At 65.6% G+C, this 16,502-nt stretch carries 14 protein-coding genes and 1 pseudogene; 6 read left to right on the top strand and 9 right to left on the bottom strand.

The window, feature by feature from the left end; genetic code table 11:
• The coding region (locus tag IB232_RS24065) for a cysteine peptidase family C39 domain-containing protein (protein ID WP_192400821.1) at window positions 1-133 on the bottom strand (133 nt) is incomplete at its 3' end.
• 282 nt (window positions 134-415) lie between these two features.
• Here IB232_RS24065 and IB232_RS23055 point away from each other — a divergent pair.
• Complete coding sequence (locus IB232_RS23055) at window positions 416-574, top strand: hypothetical protein (RefSeq protein WP_192400849.1); 159 nt, start codon at window positions 416-418, stop codon at window positions 572-574.
• Window positions 575-584: 10 nt separating this feature from the next.
• Window positions 585-764, top strand: a complete 180-nt coding sequence (locus IB232_RS23050; protein ID WP_192400848.1) for a general stress protein — start codon at window positions 585-587, stop codon at window positions 762-764.
• Window positions 765-779: 15 nt separating this feature from the next.
• Here IB232_RS23050 and IB232_RS24060 read toward each other — a convergent pair.
• The 4 genes and pseudogenes from IB232_RS24060 to IB232_RS23030 all read right to left on the bottom strand — a co-directional run.
• Window positions 780-1,295: pseudogene (locus IB232_RS24060) on the bottom strand (methyl-accepting chemotaxis protein); the annotation flags it as partial.
• Window positions 1,296-2,556: 1,261 nt separating this feature from the next.
• Entirely contained in the window at window positions 2,557-2,922 is a 366-nt protein-coding gene (locus IB232_RS23040; RefSeq protein WP_192400846.1) for a DUF3509 domain-containing protein, read from the bottom strand.
• Window positions 2,923-3,130: 208 nt separating this feature from the next.
• Complete coding sequence (locus tag IB232_RS23035) at window positions 3,131-5,215, bottom strand: TonB-dependent copper receptor (RefSeq protein ID WP_192400845.1); 2,085 nt, start codon at window positions 5,213-5,215, stop codon at window positions 3,131-3,133.
• A gap of 62 nt (window positions 5,216-5,277) precedes the next feature.
• Window positions 5,278-5,646 (bottom strand): DUF2946 family protein, encoded by a 369-nt coding sequence (locus tag IB232_RS23030; protein ID WP_192400844.1) that lies wholly within the window; start codon window positions 5,644-5,646, stop codon window positions 5,278-5,280.
• A gap of 159 nt (window positions 5,647-5,805) precedes the next feature.
• On the opposite strand from IB232_RS23030, the gene IB232_RS23025 reads away from it, so the two are divergent.
• The 3 genes from IB232_RS23025 to IB232_RS23015 all read left to right on the top strand — a co-directional run bounded on the left by IB232_RS23025 (window position 5,806) and on the right by IB232_RS23015 (window position 8,848).
• Window positions 5,806-6,942, top strand: a complete 1,137-nt coding sequence (locus IB232_RS23025; protein WP_192400843.1) for a two-component system sensor histidine kinase NtrB — start codon at window positions 5,806-5,808, stop codon at window positions 6,940-6,942.
• Window positions 6,943-7,032: 90 nt separating this feature from the next.
• Window positions 7,033-8,475 (top strand): ATPase domain-containing protein, encoded by a 1,443-nt coding sequence (locus IB232_RS23020; protein ID WP_192400842.1) that lies wholly within the window; start codon window positions 7,033-7,035, stop codon window positions 8,473-8,475.
• Between the two features lie 7 nt (window positions 8,476-8,482).
• Complete coding sequence (locus IB232_RS23015) at window positions 8,483-8,848, top strand: response regulator (RefSeq protein ID WP_192400841.1); 366 nt, start codon at window positions 8,483-8,485, stop codon at window positions 8,846-8,848.
• A 114-nt stretch (window positions 8,849-8,962) separates the two neighbouring features.
• Here IB232_RS23015 and IB232_RS23010 read toward each other — a convergent pair whose 3' ends face one another.
• The 3 genes from IB232_RS23010 to IB232_RS23000 form a co-directional block, all read right to left on the bottom strand.
• A complete protein-coding gene (locus IB232_RS23010; protein WP_137975157.1) occupies window positions 8,963-9,121 on the bottom strand; it encodes a DUF3309 family protein in 159 nt (52 codons plus the stop codon).
• 180 nt (window positions 9,122-9,301) lie between these two features.
• Complete coding sequence (locus tag IB232_RS23005) at window positions 9,302-9,796, bottom strand: single-stranded DNA-binding protein (RefSeq protein ID WP_137975156.1); 495 nt, start codon at window positions 9,794-9,796, stop codon at window positions 9,302-9,304.
• A 9-nt stretch (window positions 9,797-9,805) separates the two neighbouring features.
• On the bottom strand, window positions 9,806-11,200 hold the full coding sequence (locus IB232_RS23000; RefSeq protein ID WP_192400840.1) for an MFS transporter: 1,395 nt from the start codon (window positions 11,198-11,200) through the stop codon (window positions 9,806-9,808).
• A 199-nt stretch (window positions 11,201-11,399) separates the two neighbouring features.
• Between IB232_RS23000 and uvrA the strand changes: the two genes are divergently transcribed.
• A complete protein-coding gene (gene uvrA, locus IB232_RS22995) occupies window positions 11,400-14,234 on the top strand; it encodes an excinuclease ABC subunit UvrA (protein WP_192400839.1) in 2,835 nt (944 codons plus the stop codon).
• 47 nt (window positions 14,235-14,281) lie between these two features.
• On the opposite strand, the gene katG is transcribed toward uvrA, so the two are convergent.
• Window positions 14,282-16,429, bottom strand: a complete 2,148-nt coding sequence (katG, locus tag IB232_RS22990; RefSeq protein WP_192400838.1) for a catalase/peroxidase HPI — start codon at window positions 16,427-16,429, stop codon at window positions 14,282-14,284.
• Window positions 16,430-16,502 lie beyond the last annotated feature (73 nt).

The raw sequence follows: 16,502 nt of genomic DNA, 5'->3' as shown, positions 1-16,502 counted from the left end.
CATCTTCGGCGAACTCATGGGCCAACTGCTCGGACGAAGCGGCCACATTGTGAAAGCGCGCCAGCATCACCAAGCACGCTAGGCCCGTATCGACCTCGGGCGTGGGACCCGATCCTTGGGTGTTGTCCAACATCTGCAGTCCTTTGCACGCCATTTCGTGACGGGCAAGGGAAACAGCTACCTAAAGCGTGCAACGAGGGCATTCCCTTGCCATCTGGTAGTGGCATTTAACCATTACCTACCTTGGCGATACCACGCCCTCTTGGACCTAATTGCGAATCGCTCCACTAAATGATCATTTTCAGAGAATTGCCAATTGCAATCCGGCCGACGCCTTCACTGAGCACCAAACACTGAATCATGCCCTTGGCACCACAATCGTACCTCCTGAGAGCCACGAGCTGAGAGGCGCAGCATGAACACATCCCAAGGCGGTAAGCATACGGCCCACCACGGCCCCGAGAGCCTGCCCAGGTCCGGCATCAAGAACACCGGCCAGGGCGGCGGCAACGTGCTCGGCAACGGCATCCGGCAACGCGCGGAAAGCAGCGATCAGCGCGGCCAACGGCATTGAGGAGACAGACATGACAACCCATAAAGGCGGCAAGCACAGCTTCGCCGATGACCCGCAGAAAGTCTCCGAGGCCGGTCGCAAGGGCTCCGGCCATGCTACCGGCGGCAATGTAAGGAGCGATACCGACCGCGCCGAGAAGGCTCGCAAAGGCGGCCAGCACAGCCATGGGGGTGAGCGTAGCGGACGCTGAACCAGCGCCTGGTCGTCAGGTGCGGAATACGCCCAAGCCGCTCTTCAGCGCGCGGGCGGTGTCGCCCAGTTCGGCGGCGGAGCGGTTGATCGCGTCCACGTCCTGACGGGTGTGCTCGAAGGCGTCGCGCATGCCGCCGATACGACCGGACATGTCGGCCACGGCATGCTGGATTTCTTCGCTGCTGACCAGCGCCTGGTCCACCGTGCTGCTCACCTGGCCCATCTGCTGCACCAGCGCGTCGAGTGCCTCCAGCGCCTCATCGGCGTCGCCGGCAAGGGCGCGGGAACGCTCGGCGGTGCTGCTCATGCGCTGGGCCACTTGGCGGATGGCGCCGGTGACCTTGTCGATCACTTGATGGGCCTCGCCCAGGACGGTCTGGGTCTGCCCTGCCAGCTTGCGCACCTCGTCGGCCACCACGGCGAAACCGCGGCCCGCTTCGCCGGCACGCGCAGCCTCGATGGCTGCATTGAGCGCCAGCAGGTTGGTCTGTTCGGAGATGCCGGCGATCATCTGCAGTACCTGGCCGATCTGCTCGGCTTCGCTGCTCAGGCGCTCCAGGTCGACGGCCAGCTCGACGTTGGCCGAGGTGCTGCCGTGCACATCGCCGATCAGTCGTTGCAGTTCGTGGTGGGCACGACTCAGTTCGCCACTGGCGCGCTCCAGGCTGGCGCGCACGGCGCCTGCCAGGCTGGAGGAATGCCCGGCCGCATGCTGGATCGACTGGCCGTGCTGGTCGACATCGGCCAGCTGGCCGGCGGCCTGCTGGATCTGCCGGGTGATGTCGTCGGCGCGCAGCAGGAAGGTGTCCGCCAGTTTTTGCTGGTTGCTGTCGGCCATGCCCGACGCGCCGGACAGGGTCTGGCGCAGGTCCTGCAGCAGGCCGGACAGGCGCTCGCCCATCTGCCCCAGCTCGTCGCCGCTGATCAGGGCGATGGGCCGCGACAGGTCGCGGTTGTCGGCGATGCGGTTGAGCTGGCCGGTGAGCTGGAGAATTCCGTGCACCAGCATGCGTGCCGCCAGCCAGGACAGCAGCAGGCCGACGCCGAGGGTGGCGGCACCGATCAGCAGCAGGCTTTGCAGGCTGTCGTGGATGGCCTGCTGGAGGCTGTCCAGGGTCACATCCACGCCCACCACGAAGGGCTGGCCGCCGGCGGTGCGCAGGGGCAGGAAGATCGAGCGGAAGCTGCCGTAGCTGTCCGTGTATTCGTCGAACTGCACCTGGCCGCTGCGCGCGGCGACGGTGACAGCAGGGCTGGCATCGGAGTAGTGCTCCAGGTGCTTGGCGTATTCGTCGGCGGCGATGTCTTCGGGGCTGGCGCCGTCGGAGAGGTAATACACCTGGCCACCGGGATCCACCATCATGGTGTAGGCGTACTTGAGGTCGACCTCCGCCGCGTACTCACCGAGGTTGCGCACCTGGCCCAGGTAATCGCCCTCCTTCAAGCCCTCGGCGCTGCGCGCACGCTCCAGATAGTCGTCACCGAGCAGGCGCGGCACCGCATGGGCGGCGGCACGCAGGCGGTTGTCCATCTGCGCGCGGATATCCAGGGCTTTGGCGTATTGGGCGTAGCTGATGAAGGCGGCGATGCTGATCAGGTTGACCAGGGTAAACGCCAGCAACAGCTTGGTTTGCAGGCTGAGATTGCGCAGCAGCATGGCGGCAGTTCCATCCGATGGTAGAGGGCCGCGGCTGGCGGCGGCCTCCTACTGTGGCGGTTGGCGCCGGTAAAACTTGAGTGTCCAACGGCCTGCCGATCCCGGTCGGCGGCCGCCATGCCGCAGCCGAAGTCTAGACCGCAATCGCTTCGCGGCGCTGCTTCTTCATCAGCTCCAGCTTGCGCTTGTGCACCAGCATGCGCGAGGCGGTGACGTGGATCGGCCCGCCGGTGAAAGTGGGCAGATTACGCAGGCCCCAGCGGTCACCGTCATCCTTGTCGATGGCCTGGCCGTTGGCCAGTTTGAGGCTCAGGGTCACGTCGAAGATCAGCTCGCGCACGCTGTCCCGATTGAAGATCGCGGCGCTGTCGATAGCCTTGCTCAACGGCACTTCGTTCGGCTTGCGCAGGGTCAGCAGCAACATGCCGTCCGGGCGCGGCTTGATCGAAACGTTGTGGTCGGGAAAGGCGTCGAAGAATTCCTTGATCGCGATTTGCATCTCTCTACTCCCTATTGTTGTGTTCCGGGGTACTCAGCTAGTGCAGCGCCTGTGCCAACTCGCTAATCGCAGAAATACCAATACACATCAACAACTTACGAAACAGAGATAGCACCTTGCCCGATGCAGAATGCACGGCGCGCCGTTAGCGACGTGCAAAATGCACGACGCCACACAGCAGAAGCCCACCTCGCGGCGGGCCGTTGGCTCAGAAGTCGAGATCGACTTTGGCCCACAGGGTTCGCCCGGGCTCATCGATGGCCACCGGCTCGGCCGGATAGCCGAACCCGGCGTCGCCAGCCAGGTTGAGATGTTCGGCGTAGTCCTTGCCGAACAGGTTGTCGACGCCGGCGCTGAGCTTGAGGTTGGCACTGACGCGGTAGGCGCCGTTGAGCGAGAACACGCCGAAGCCGGCGCTGCTGCCGAAGTCCTGGCCGACCACGTTGCCGCGGCCCTCGTCCACCCGGTTCTGCGCCGCCACTACGCGCCACAGGGCGCCGGCGCTCCAGGCGTCGCGCTGGTAGGTCAGACCCAGGCGTGCTTCCAGCGGCGGCATCTGCGGCAGCGCCTCGCCATCGGAGCTGTTCTTGCCCCAGGCGTAGGCCAGGGTGGCGTCGGTCTTCCACTGCTCGCTGAGGTCATAGTCCACCCCCAGTTCGCCGCCCATGATGCGCGCGTCGATATTGTCGGCCCGCGAGCCGCCCGTCATACCGCCGCTGTAGTCGAACAGGATGTAGTCGCGCGCCTGGCCGACATAGCCGGAGGCCCAGGCCTGCAGATCGACGCCGTTGTACTGCACGCCGAAGTCGAGCTGAGTGGTCTTCTCGGGTTTGACGCCGTCGAAGGCATTGTCACTGCCGACAGCTCCGGTCTCCGCCGAGAACAGCTCCCAGTAGTCGGGGAAGCGCTGCACATGGCCAAGGCCGGCGTACAGAGTGGTTGGCGAGCCGGCCAGATCGTGCTCGTAGCGGAAGAAGCCGCTGGGCAGGGTATCGGCACGGGTCTCGCCCTCGGTCGGGTTGGCCACCTGCATCATGCCGCTCCACTGGCTGGCGCGATAATCCTTGGCCGAGGCACGGTCCAGGCGCGCACCGCCGACCAGACGCTCCCGCTCCGCCAGGTGCCAGGTGGCCTCGGCGAAGGCACCGTAGCTGTGCATCACCGCATCCTTGTCCCAGGGGAACTGGTCAGTGTCGATGTAGCGATCGCTCATCATGTCGTAATCGGAGTTGCGCCAGCGATGCTCGCTGCGCAATGCGTCGATACCGGCCACCAGTTCGACCTCGCTCCATTTGAACGTAGCCGCGAAGCGCCCGCCAATCGTGCGTCGATCGACCTGGGACGCCATGGGCATGGCCATCATGCTGCTCGGGTCGGGCTGGCGCAGACTAAAGTTGTCCATGATGTGGTCGGCGTAGTTGTAGTAGAGCTGCGCCTCCAGCTTGTCGAGCGTGCCACCCAGGTTGGACTTCTCGAAACGCAGGCCGAGGCTCTCGCGCTCGAACTGCGCGCCGTCCATGCCGCGCCCGGCATAGCGCGCCTCACCGTCGCCCTTGCCGGCGCTGAACTCGATCAGGGTGTCGGCGTCCGGCGTCCAGCCGATAGCCAAGTCGCCGTTCCACTTGCTCCAGCGTGACGGCACGGTATCGCCGTCGCCGTCCTCGTAGTCATCGGCCTGGACCTGGTTGCCGACGAAGCGCAGGTAGCCCTGTTCGCCGCCCACGGCGCCGTCCAGCACCTTGTCCACGCGGCCGTTGGAGCCGGCCAGCAGGCTGGCATGCAGGCGGCTGCCGAGTTCGCCGAAGCGCTCCGGCTCACGCTCGAACAGCACGGTACCGGCCGAAGCACCCGGTCCCCAGAGCACGGTCTGCGGGCCCTTGATCACGGTCAGTTGGTCGAAGGTCTCCGGCGAGATATAGGAGCTCGGCGCATCCATGCGGTACGGACAGGCGCCGAGCATCAGGCCGCCGTTGGTGCGCAGGTTGATGCGCGAGCCGAACATGCCGCGCAGCACCGGGTCGCCGTTGCTGCCGCCGCTGCGGATGGCGGCGAAGCCGGGGATGGTCTTCAGATAGTCGGTGGCATCGCTGGCCGGCACCGGCTGGCGGGCGTCCTTGGGATCGGCGTGGATGGTCAGTGGCGAGCTCTGCTGCACGGCGGTGACCACTGTGGGCGCCAGCTCGGCATCGGAGGGTTGGGCAGCGAAGGTCGGGGCGGCCATGGTCAGACCGAGGGCGGACAGAACGAAAGGCAGGCGAGCGGCGCGTGCCGGCACGAAAACGAACGGAATCATGGTGTTTTCCTGAAAGAGTGAACAGCGCTGGGCCCTCGCGGAGAGGGCGAGTGTGGGCGGGTTCAGGAAAACGTCGGGGGTGCCCTGCCGGGTGGCGCAACGAGGAACGGCGGACTGAGGCCCAGCGCCTCGGCGAAGCGCGGACGCTCCGGCGGCGCTACCCGCGGAGGTGGCGGCGTGAAGGGCAAAGACTGCAGGTTGGCGATCTGTACGCCGCACTGCACGCAGGGCAACTGGTGCGAGGCGGCGCCACCCTTGTCCTCGCCGAGCTGCCACTGCATGCCCTGCGAGGTGCACATCAGCATGAAGCCGCCTTCGCTCATCTGCGGCGGCGCCCACAGCGGCATGCTCACGCGCAGCAGCATGCCCACCAGGGCAAAGGCGTAGAGCCAGTCGCGGAAGTTGTGGCTGAGCGGGTTCAGGTGGGGCATCCTTTCATGGCTGCGCATTCTAGCCAGTGAACGGCCCCGGGCTACTGCCAAGGCGTCGCACCCAGGTGCGCCATCCCTGAACCAGTCGCAAACATCGCCAGGGCCGTCGCTCTACACTGCATAACCACGAGCTCACTCGGAATCGGATCGAAAAACGCCATGGCCGATGAACCACCACTGACTCCCAGCGGCCTGACCGAGCGCAGCTACGAGCTGCTGGTCCAGGCAGTGGTCGACTACGCGATCTACATGCTCGACCCGCAGGGCCGGATCATGACCTGGAATGTCGGCGCCGAGCGGATCAAGGGCTACACAGCCAAGGAAGTGATCGGCCAGCACCTGGAGCTGTTCTTTCCGGAGGAGGATCGCCGCCAGGGCAAGGCGCAACGGCTGATCGCCACTGCCCTGCGCGAGGGCCGCGCCCAGGACGAGGGCTGGCGGGTGCGCAAGGACGGCTCGCGCTTCTGGGCGCTCACCGTGCTCGACGCCATCCACGACGAAGCCGGTTGTCTGGTCGGCCTGGCCAAGATCACCCGCGACATGACCGAGCGCCACGAGGCGCAACAGCACCTGGACGAGGTGCGCGCGCAGCTGTTCCAGGCGCAGAAGATGGAAGCCCTCGGCCAGCTCACCGGCGGCATGGCGCACGACTTCAACAACCTGCTCACGGTGATCATCGGCTCCAGCGATCTGGCCCGGCGTAGCAACAACCTGGAACGCATCCAGCTGCTGCTGGAGAACATCCACGAGGCCGGCATTCGCGGACGTGAGCTGACCCAGAACCTGCTGACCTTCGCCCGCCGCCGAACCCCGCAGGATTGGGCGCTCGACCTGGCTAGCACCCTGCAGGCCTCCTCGGCCCTGTTCGCCCAGGCACTGCCCAAGAGCATTAGCCTGGACTTGGAAATCCCTCCCGCGCTGCATCAGGCGCGGGTCGACGCCAACCAGCTGGAAATGGCCCTGCTCAACCTGGTGTTCAACGCCCGCGATGCCATGGAACAGCAGGGTGGGCGCATCCTGCTGCGCGCCGAGAATCGGCATCTGGCGGGCGAGTGGGAAGAGCTCCACGGCGACTTCGTGCTGATCTCGGTCAGCGACGACGGCCCCGGCATCGCCCCCGAGCTGCAGACGCGTATCTTCGAACCGTTCTTCACCACCAAGCAATTCGGCAAGGGCACCGGCCTCGGCCTTAGCCAGGTGTACGGATTCGCGCGGAACGCCGGTGGTTCGATCCGGGTCGAAAGCGAACCCGGCAAGGGCACCCGCATGACCCTTTATCTGCCCGCCGCAGTCTAGCTGGCGTTGTCCGCCATACTGGCTTGCCGGTAAAGTGCGACCATTCGCAGCGCACCGGCGCTGCCACTCGATATAGAGATGGAACGGACCTTGGAACAACTAAAACGCCTTCAAAGCGGCATCGATGGCCTCGACGTCCTGTTGAAAGGAGGACTGGTCAGCGGTGCCTCATACATTGTTCAGGGCCGCCCAGGTTCGGGCAAGACCATCCTGGCCAACCAGATTGCCTTCAACCACGTGCGTGAAGGCGGTCGCGTGCTGGTGGCCACGCTGCTGGCCGAATCCCACGACCGGTTGTTCCAGTTCCTCTCCACCCTGAGCTTCTTCGAGCCGCAGCGGGTGGGCAGCGAGATCCAGTTCGTCAGCGCCTTCGACACCATGCAGAACGAAGGCCTGGACGAAGTGGTGCGCCTGCTGCGCCGCGAGATCAACCGGCAGAAGGCTACCCTGCTGATCGTCGACGGCGTGCTCAATGCCCGTTCGCGCGCCGAGTCGCCACTGGACACCAAGAAATTCATCTCCGAGCTGCAGGGCCACGCCGCCTTCGCCGGCTGCACCGTGCTGCTGATCACCAGCGCCCGCCTGGACGATGGCAGCCCCGAGCACACCATGGTCGACGGCGTGATCGAAGTCGGCGAAGAGCTGCATGGCAGCCGCTCGGTGCGCCGCATCCAACTGCGCAAGACCCGCGGCAGCGGCGCCCTTTCGGGCCTGCACGAATGCGAGATCACCAGCGACGGCATGGTCATCTACCCACGCCTGGAGAGCCTGTATTCGCGCCCCTCGCAACCGGACAGTGGCGACCTGCGCCGCCTCACCAGCGGCATCGCTGGCTTGGACGAGCTGATCGGCGGCGGCCTGCCGGAATCCTCGGTGACCCTGCTCATGGGCCCCTCCGGCGTGGGCAAGACCAGCGCCGGCCTGAACTTCCTGGCCCAGAGCACTGCGCAAGAGCCAGGCCTGCATTTCGGCTTCTACGAGACGCCGCAGCGCCTGCGCCTGAAGGCCCAGGCGTTGGGCCATGACCTGCGAGCCCTGGAGGACAGCGGCGCGCTGCATATCGTCTGGCAGCCAACCACGTCCGGCTTGCTCGATGCCCTCGGCCTGAAGCTGCTCGACACGGTCGAGCGCCTGGGTATCAAGCGTGTGCTGCTCGACAGCCTGGGCGGCATGGCCCGCGTGGCGACCAACCAGGCACGCCTGGTCGAGTTCTTCAGTGCCCTGATGAACGAGCTACGTTCACGCGGCGTGACCGTGATGGCCACCTGGGAGATGCGCGACCTGTTCGGCTCCGAGATCAACGCACCAGCGCCGGAGCTTTCCAGCCTCGTCGACAACCTGCTGCTGATGCGCTTCGTGGAAATCAATTCCGAACTTAAACGGGTTCTCTCCACCCTGAAGATGAGAGACAGCACCTATGACCCGGCCCTCCTGGAGGTCGTGTTCGATGAACAGGGGCTACGTCTGAAGAAGGCTTTTAGGAATGCGACTGCAGTGCTGTCCGGCACCGCAATACCGAGCGCGAATAAATGAGCAGAGCATGACGACCATCCTGATAGTCGATGACGAATATCTGATTGCGGATATTCTCGGCTACGCGTTGGAGGATGAAGGCTACATGGTGGTCAAGGCCGCCAATGGCCGGCGCGGCCTCGAAGTGCTCGACCGTGAACGCCCTTCTCTGGTCATCACCGACTTCATGATGCCGATGATGGACGGCGTAGAGTTCGCCCGGGCCATTCGCAGTCGCCCTGCCACCGCCGACCTGCCCATCCTGTTGATGAGCGGCGCCCATGGCAGCAACGGCCGGGCCACGCCCGAACTGTTCGCCGAGGTGTTCGACAAGCCCTTCGAACTCGATTACGTGATTGCCAAGATCCGCGAACTGGTCGGCCCGGCGGGCTGATAGCACGCTGCTCCCAGCATATCGCCGGCAGCTCTCAGGCAAGGCGATCCTGACAAAATCCCGGCGGTACTTGGCGACACGCCGCCCCGAGCGGGGCGACGCTTGCCGTGGTGGCTAGACGTATCCCAGCAACAGCAATATCAGCAGGATCACCACCACCAGGCCGAGGCCACCGGACGGGCCGTAGCCCCAGGAGCGGCTGTGTGGCCAGGCCGGAATGGCACCGATCAACAGCAGGATCAGGACGATCAGCAGTATGGTTCCCAAGGTCATGACGATTTCCTCGCAGTCGTGGTCATGCGCGCGCCAACGGGCGACGCCCATCTAGCCAGGCCATTCCCGGCCCTACAGAACTATCGACCCATCTGCCGCAACGGCAGTTCGGACTATTTCCTCGGCCCTGAAATGCAAAAGCCCGGCGATGCCGGGCTTTTTCCTGTCCTGGGGCGAACCTCAGAACGGGATGTCGTCGTCGAAGCTGTCGTAGTCCGGGGCCGGCTGTTGGGCCGCCGGCTGCGGCGCCGGACGCGGTGCGGCCTGCTGCGGGGCCGGGCGCGACTGCTGCTGACGCGGGGCGTATTCACCGCCGCCTTCGCTGTTGTTGCCACGGCCGCCGAGCAGTTGCAGGGTGCCGTTCATGTCGACCACGATCTCGGTGGTGTAGCGCTTGACGCCGTCCTTCTCCCACTCGCGGGTCTGAAGGCGGCCTTCGACGTAGCACTGGCCGCCCTTACGCAGGTATTCGCCGGCGATCTCGGCGAGCTTGCCGAAGAACACCACACGGTGCCATTCGGTACGATCCTGCTGTTGGCCGGTCTGCTTGTCCTTCCAGCTGTCGGTGGTGGCGAGGGTGATGTTGGTCACCGCGTTGCCATTGGGCAGATAGCGAGTTTCCGGGTCGCCGCCGACGTTGCCGATCAGAATGACTTTGTTAACCCCACGGGCCATTTCGTTCTCCTAAGCTGAATGCGTCTCCGCGGCCTCTTCGAGCACTCGCTCGAGCAACACGCGGTCCAATTGTTGGGTGTCCACTTTGATGTACAACGCGGCCTCCTCGGCCACCACGATGGCGTCGCTGACGCCGGGTATCGCGAGGAGTCGCCCCACCAGTGCGCTATCGGCCACGGCATGGGCCGTGAGCGGCCGGCGCAGGCTGGTCACATAAGGCGGCTCGCGCATAGTAGCAGCTGCCAGCAGCCAAATAACCCCCAGCGCAGCGCAGCCGACGAACACCAGGCCGAGCCCGCCATGCTGGTACAACCAGCCGCCGAGAATGCCGCCCACGGCGGCGCCGAGGAACTGGCTGGTGGAGTACACGCCCATGGCCGTGCCCTTGCCGCCGGCAGGCGCCACCTTGCTCACCAGCGAGGGCAGCGAGGCCTCCAGCAGGTTGAAGGCGGTGAAGAACAGGATGAAGCCGAACACCAGCGCCTTGAGGCCATGACCAAAGGCCCAGAAGTACAGCTCGCACAGCACCAGCACCAGCACCGCACCGCTCAGCACGCGTTTCATCTGGCGCTTCTTCTCGCCATAGATGATGAACGGCACCATGCCGAAGAAGCCGATCAGCAGCGCACTGAGATAGACCCACCAGTGCTCTTCCTTGGCTAGCCCGCCCTGCTCCACCAGCGCCAGCGGCAACACCACGAAGCTGGCCATAAGGATCGCGTGCAGCACACCGATGCCCAGGTTCAGGCGCAGCAGCTCGGCGTTGCGCAGAGTCGGCAGCAGCGCCTGGCGCGCCACCCCGGACTCGCGGTGTTGCAGCGCGCTGGAGGCACGCGGCACGAACAGAGCAATGATCAGCATGCCGACCAGCGCCATACCGGCAGTGGCCCAGAACAGACCGGACAGGCCGAAGGCGCGGGTCAGCAGCGGGCCGACCACCATGGCCACGGCGAACGACAGGCCGATGCTCATGCCGATCATGGCCATGGCCTTGGTGCGGTGCTGCTCGCGGGTGAGGTCCGACAGCAGCGCCATCACCGCCGCCGAGATGGCGCCCGCGCCCTGCAGCACGCGGCCGGCGATCACGCCCCAGATGGAGTCGGCATTGGCCGCCAGCACGGCGCCGGCGGCGAAGATCAGCAGGCCGATATAGATCACCGGCAAGCGGCCGATGCGGTCGGAGATGATGCCGAAGGGAATCTGCAGCAGCGCCTGGGTCAGGCCGTAGGCGCCGATGGCCAGGCCGATCAGCGCCGGCGTGGCGCCGGCCAGGTCGGTGCCGTAGGTGGCCAGCACCGGCAGGACCATGAACATGCCCAGCATGCGGAAGGCGAACACCAGGGCCAGGCCACCGGCGGCGCGCGTTTCCCTGGCGCTCATGCGTTCGCTGTGCGGATCGTGCATGGAAAAACCCTGAACAAAGAGGCCGGCGATTCTATCAGTCATGACAGGGGCTGTGACCTTCTGTAAGCGCAGCGGGGTGTATGGAAAGCACGCCAGCCGTCAGGGCGTGCGCCACTTCGGCAAAGCCGCGGCGCTTTGCCGCGCGGCAGGCCGCGGCCGTATACTCCGTCGTTTCCGCCCGCCACCTGCGAGGCCGTTCGTGGACAAGATTCTGATCCGGGGTGCGCGCACCCATAACCTGAAAAACGTCGACCTGACCCTGCCGCGCGACAAGCTGATCGTGATCACCGGCTTGTCCGGCTCCGGCAAGTCGTCGCTGGCCTTCGACACCCTGTACGCCGAGGGCCAGCGCCGCTACGTGGAATCGCTGTCGGCCTATGCTCGGCAGTTCCTGTCGATGATGGAGAAGCCCGACGTCGACACCATCGAGGGGCTCTCCCCGGCCATCTCCATCGAGCAGAAGTCGACCTCGCACAACCCGCGCTCGACCGTCGGCACCATCACCGAGATCTACGACTACCTGCGCCTGCTCTACGCTCGCGTCGGCATCCCGCGCTGCCCGGACCACGACGTGCCGCTGGAGGCGCAGACCGTCAGCCAGATGGTCGACCAGGTACTGGCCCTGCCCGAGGGTCGCAAGCTGATGCTGCTGGCTCCGGTGATCCGCGAGCGCAAGGGCGAGCACCTGGCGGTGTTCGACGAGCTGCGCGCCCAGGGCTTCGTCCGCGCCCGGGTCAACGGCCGCATCTACGAGATGGATGAGCTGCCCAAGCTGGACAAGCAGAAGAAGCACTCCATCGACGTGGTGGTGGACCGCTTCAAGGTGCGCGAAGACCTGCAGCAGCGCCTGGCAGAATCCTTCGAGACCGCTATCAATCTGGCCGACGGCATCGCTCTGGTCGCCCCCATGGACGATGAAGTCGGCGACGAGATCATCTTCTCCGCGCGCTTCGCCTGCCCGCATTGCGGCCACTCGATCAGCGAGCTGGAACCCAAGCTGTTCTCCTTCAACAACCCGGCCGGCGCCTGCCCGACCTGCGACGGCCTGGGCGTGAAGCAGTTCTTCGACGGCAAACGCCTGGTCAACGGCGAGCTGACCCTGGCCGAGGGCGCGATCCGTGGCTGGGACCGGCGCAACGTCTACTACTTCCAGATGCTCGGCTCACTGGCCGCGCACTACGGCTTCAGTCTGGACAAGCCGTTCGACGACCTGGCCGCCGAACACCAGAAGTTCATCCTGTTCGGCAGTGGCACGCAGAACGTCGACTTCAAGTACCTCAACGACCGCGGCGACATCGTCAAACGCTCGCACCCGTTCGAGGGCATCATCCCCAACCTCGAGCGCCGCTACCGCGAGACCGAGTCGGCCACCGTGCGCGAGGAACTGGCCAAGTTCCTCAGCACCCAGCCCTGCCCGGATTGCCGTGGCACCCGCCTGCGCCGCGAGGCGCGCCACGTGTGGGTCGGTGACCGCACGCTGCCGGCCGTCACCGGCCTGCCGGTCGGCGACGCCTGTGACTACTTCGGCGGCATGCACCTCACCGGCCGGCGCGGCGAGATCGCCGAGAAGATCCTCAAGGAGATCCGCGAGCGCCTGCAGTTCTTGGTCAACGTCGGCCTCGACTACCTGACCCTGGACCGCAGCGCCGACACCCTGTCCGGTGGCGAAGCCCAACGTATCCGACTGGCCAGTCAGATCGGCGCCGGCCTGGTGGGCGTGATGTACATCCTCGACGAGCCCTCCATCGGCCTGCACCAGCGCGACAACGAGCGCCTGCTGGGCACCCTCACCCACCTGCGCAACCTGGGCAACACGGTGATAGTCGTCGAGCACGACGAGGACGCCATCCGCCTGGCCGACTACGTGGTCGACATCGGCCCCGGCGCCGGCGTACACGGTGGCCGCGTGGTCGCCGAAGGCACTCCGGACGAGGTGATGAACCACCCAGACTCGCTGACCGGCAAGTACCTCTCCGGCCGCGAGAAGATCCGCTACCCGGCGCAGCGCACCGTGCGCGACAAGAAGAAGTCGCTGAAGCTCAAGGGCGCGCGCGGCAACAACCTGCGCAACGTCGACCTGGAGATTCCGCTCGGCCTGCTCACCTGCGTCACCGGCGTATCCGGCTCAGGCAAGTCGACGCTGATCAACAACACCCTGTTCCCGCTGGCCGCCACCGCACTGAACGGCGCTACCACTTTGGAAGCCGCCGCCCACGACTCGCTGGACGGCCTGCAGCACCTGGACAAGGTGGTCGACATCGACCAGAGCCCGATCGGCCGTACGCCGCGCTCCAACCCGGCGACCTACACCGGCCTGTTCACCCCAATCCGCGAGCTGTTTGCCGGCGTGCCGGAGTCGCGCTCGCGCGGCTACGGCCCGGGCCGTTTCAGCTTCAACGTCAAGGGCGGCCGCTGCGAGGCCTGCCAGGGCGACGGCGTGATCAAGGTGGAGATGCACTTCCTGCCGGACATCTACGTGCCGTGCGATGTGTGCAAGGGCAAGCGCTACAACCGCGAGACCCTGGAAGTGAAGTACAAGGGCAAGAGCATCACCGAGGTGCTCGACATGACCATCGAGGAGGCTCGCGAATTCTTCGATGCCGTGCCGGCCCTGGCGCGCAAGCTGCAGACCCTGGTCGACGTGGGCCTGTCCTACATCAAGCTGGGCCAGAGCGCGACCACGCTGTCCGGCGGCGAGGCGCAGCGGGTCAAGCTGAGCCGCGAGCTGTCCAAGCGCGACACCGGCAAGACCCTGTACATCCTCGACGAGCCGACCACCGGCCTGCACTTCGCCGACATCCAGCAACTGCTCGACGTGCTGCACCGCCTGCGCGACCACGGCAACACCGTGGTGGTGATCGAGCACAACCTGGACGTGATCAAGACCGCCGACTGGCTGGTGGACCTCGGCCCCGAGGGCGGCTCCAAGGGCGGCATGATCATCGCCACCGGCACCCCGGAAGACGTGGCGGCGAACAAGGCCTCGCACACCGGGCACTTCCTCAAGCCATTGCTGGAACGCGATCGCGCCTGATACGAAAAAGCCCCGCATCTGCGGGGCTTTTTCTTGTTGCGGACGACTCAGGCCGCCAGGTCGAACCGATCCAGATTCATCACCTTGGTCCAGGCGGCGACGAAGTCCTTCACGAACTTCGCCTTGCCATCGGCGCTGGCATATACCTCGGCATAGGCCCGCAGGATCGAGTTGGAGCCGAAGATCAGGTCGCTGCGGGTGCCGCTGTACTTCACGGCACCGGTCTTGCGGTCCTTGCCCTCGAACACCTCGGCGTCGGCATCCACGGCTTTCCACACGGTGTTCATGTCCAGCAGGTTGACGAAGAAGTCGTTGCTGAGTACGCCAACCTTGTCTGTGAGCACGCCCTGCTGGCTGCCATCGTGGTTGGCGCCGAGCACACGCAGGCCGCCGACCAGGGCGGTCAGCTCCGGCGCGGTGAGCGTGAGCAGCTGCGCCCGATCGACCAGCAAGGCCTCGGTGGTGGCACCGACCTTGCCCCTGCGGTAGTTGCGGAAGCCATCGGCGGTCGGCTCCAGCACGGCGAAGGAGTCGACATCGGTCTGTTCCTGAGACGCGTCGACCCGACCGGCAGAGAAAGGCACCTCCACGCTGACGCCCGCGGCCTTGGCAGCCAGCTCGATGCCGACATTGCCGGCCAGCACTAGCACGTCAGCCAGCGATGCCTTGCCGGAAGCCTTCTGGATCTCGACCAGCTTGGGCAGCGCCTTGATGGCACGCTGGTTGACCTCCCAGTCCTTCTGCGGCGCCAGGGCCAGACGTGCACCATTGGCACCGCCGCGCTTGTCCCCGCCGCGGTAGGTGGAGGCCGAGGCCCAGGCCACCGAGACCAGGTCGCCGACCGACAACCCAGAGGCGGCGATCTTCGCCTTGAGGTCGGCGATGTCCGCCGTCGAGGGGTTGTGCGTGGCAGCCGGCAGCGGATCCTGCCAGATCAGGTCTTCCTTCGGCACCTCCGGGCCGAGGTAGCGGGCCTTCGGCCCCATGTCGCGGTGGGTCAGCTTGAACCAGGCGCGGGCGAAAGCCTCGGCGAAGGCCTGCGGATCCTCGAGGAAGCGCTTGGAGATTTTGCCGAACTCCGGATCGAAGCGCAGGGTCAGGTCGGTGGTGAGCATCTTCGGCTTGTGGAACTTGCCCGGCACATGGGCATCCGGGATGTTCTCCGGCGCGTCCTTGGCCACCCACTGCTTGGCGCCGGCGGGGCTTCGCTCAAGCTCCCACTCATACTTGAACAGGTTCTCGAAGAAGTTGTTGCTCCACAACGCCGGGGTCTTGGTCCAGGTCACCTCCAGGCCACTGGAAACGGTGTCCTTGCCGGAGCCGCTACCGAAGTTGCTGGTCCAGCCCAAGCCCTGGTCCTCGATGGTGCCGCCCTCGGGCTCGGCGCCCTTGTGCGACTCGGGCGCGGCACCGTGGGCCTTGCCGAAGGTGTGGCCGCCGGCGATCAGGGCGACGGTTTCCTCGTCGTCCATGGCCATGCGACCGAAGGTGGCGCGTATGTCCTTGGCCGCGGCCATGTAGTCGCCGCTGGCATTCGGACCTTCCGGGTTCACGTAGATCAGTCCCATGTGGGTGGCGCCCAGGCTGTTGATCAGCTCGCGGTCGCCCTCGAAGCGCTGGTCGTCAGCCAGCCACTTGGTCTCGGCGCCCCAGGCCACGTCCATGTCCGGTTCCCAGACATCCTCGCGACCGCCGGCGAAGCCGAAGGTACGGAAGCCCATGGACTCCAGCGCCACGTTGCCGGCCAGGATGTACAGGTCGGCCCAGGAAATCTGCTGGCCGTACTTCTGCTTGATCGGCCACAGCAGGCGTCGCGACTTGTCGATGTTGACGTTGTCCGGCCAGGAGCTGAGCGGCGCGAAGCGCTGCTGGCCCCGCCCGCCGCCGCCGCGGCCGTCGGTGGTGCGGTAGGTACCGGCGGAGTGCCAGGCCATACGGATCATCTGCGGGCCATAATGCCCAAAGTCCGCCGGCCACCAGTCCTGGCTGTCGGTCATGAGCTTGACCAGGTCGCCCTTGAGGGCCTTGTAGTCGAGCTTCTTGAATTCTTCGGCGTAGTTGAATTGCTCGCCGAGCGGGTTGGATTTCTCGGAGTGCTGGTTGAGCAGATCGACGCGCAGCTGATTCGGCCACCAATCCTTGTTGGTAGTCCCGCCAGCGGCATGATGGAACGGGCATTTGCCTTGATTCGACATTGTTCTCTCCTTCTCCTCTCTGGTCGGTCCCTGCGATTGCGGCCGACGGTGGAAGGAGACTAGACCCGCTTCG

It is taken from the genome of Pseudomonas sp. PDM15 (assembly GCF_014851565.1).
Taxonomy (GTDB): domain Bacteria; phylum Pseudomonadota; class Gammaproteobacteria; order Pseudomonadales; family Pseudomonadaceae; genus Aquipseudomonas.
The sequence above is the reverse complement of the archived record's forward strand: the minus strand, read 5'-3'. Positions and strand labels throughout refer to the sequence as shown.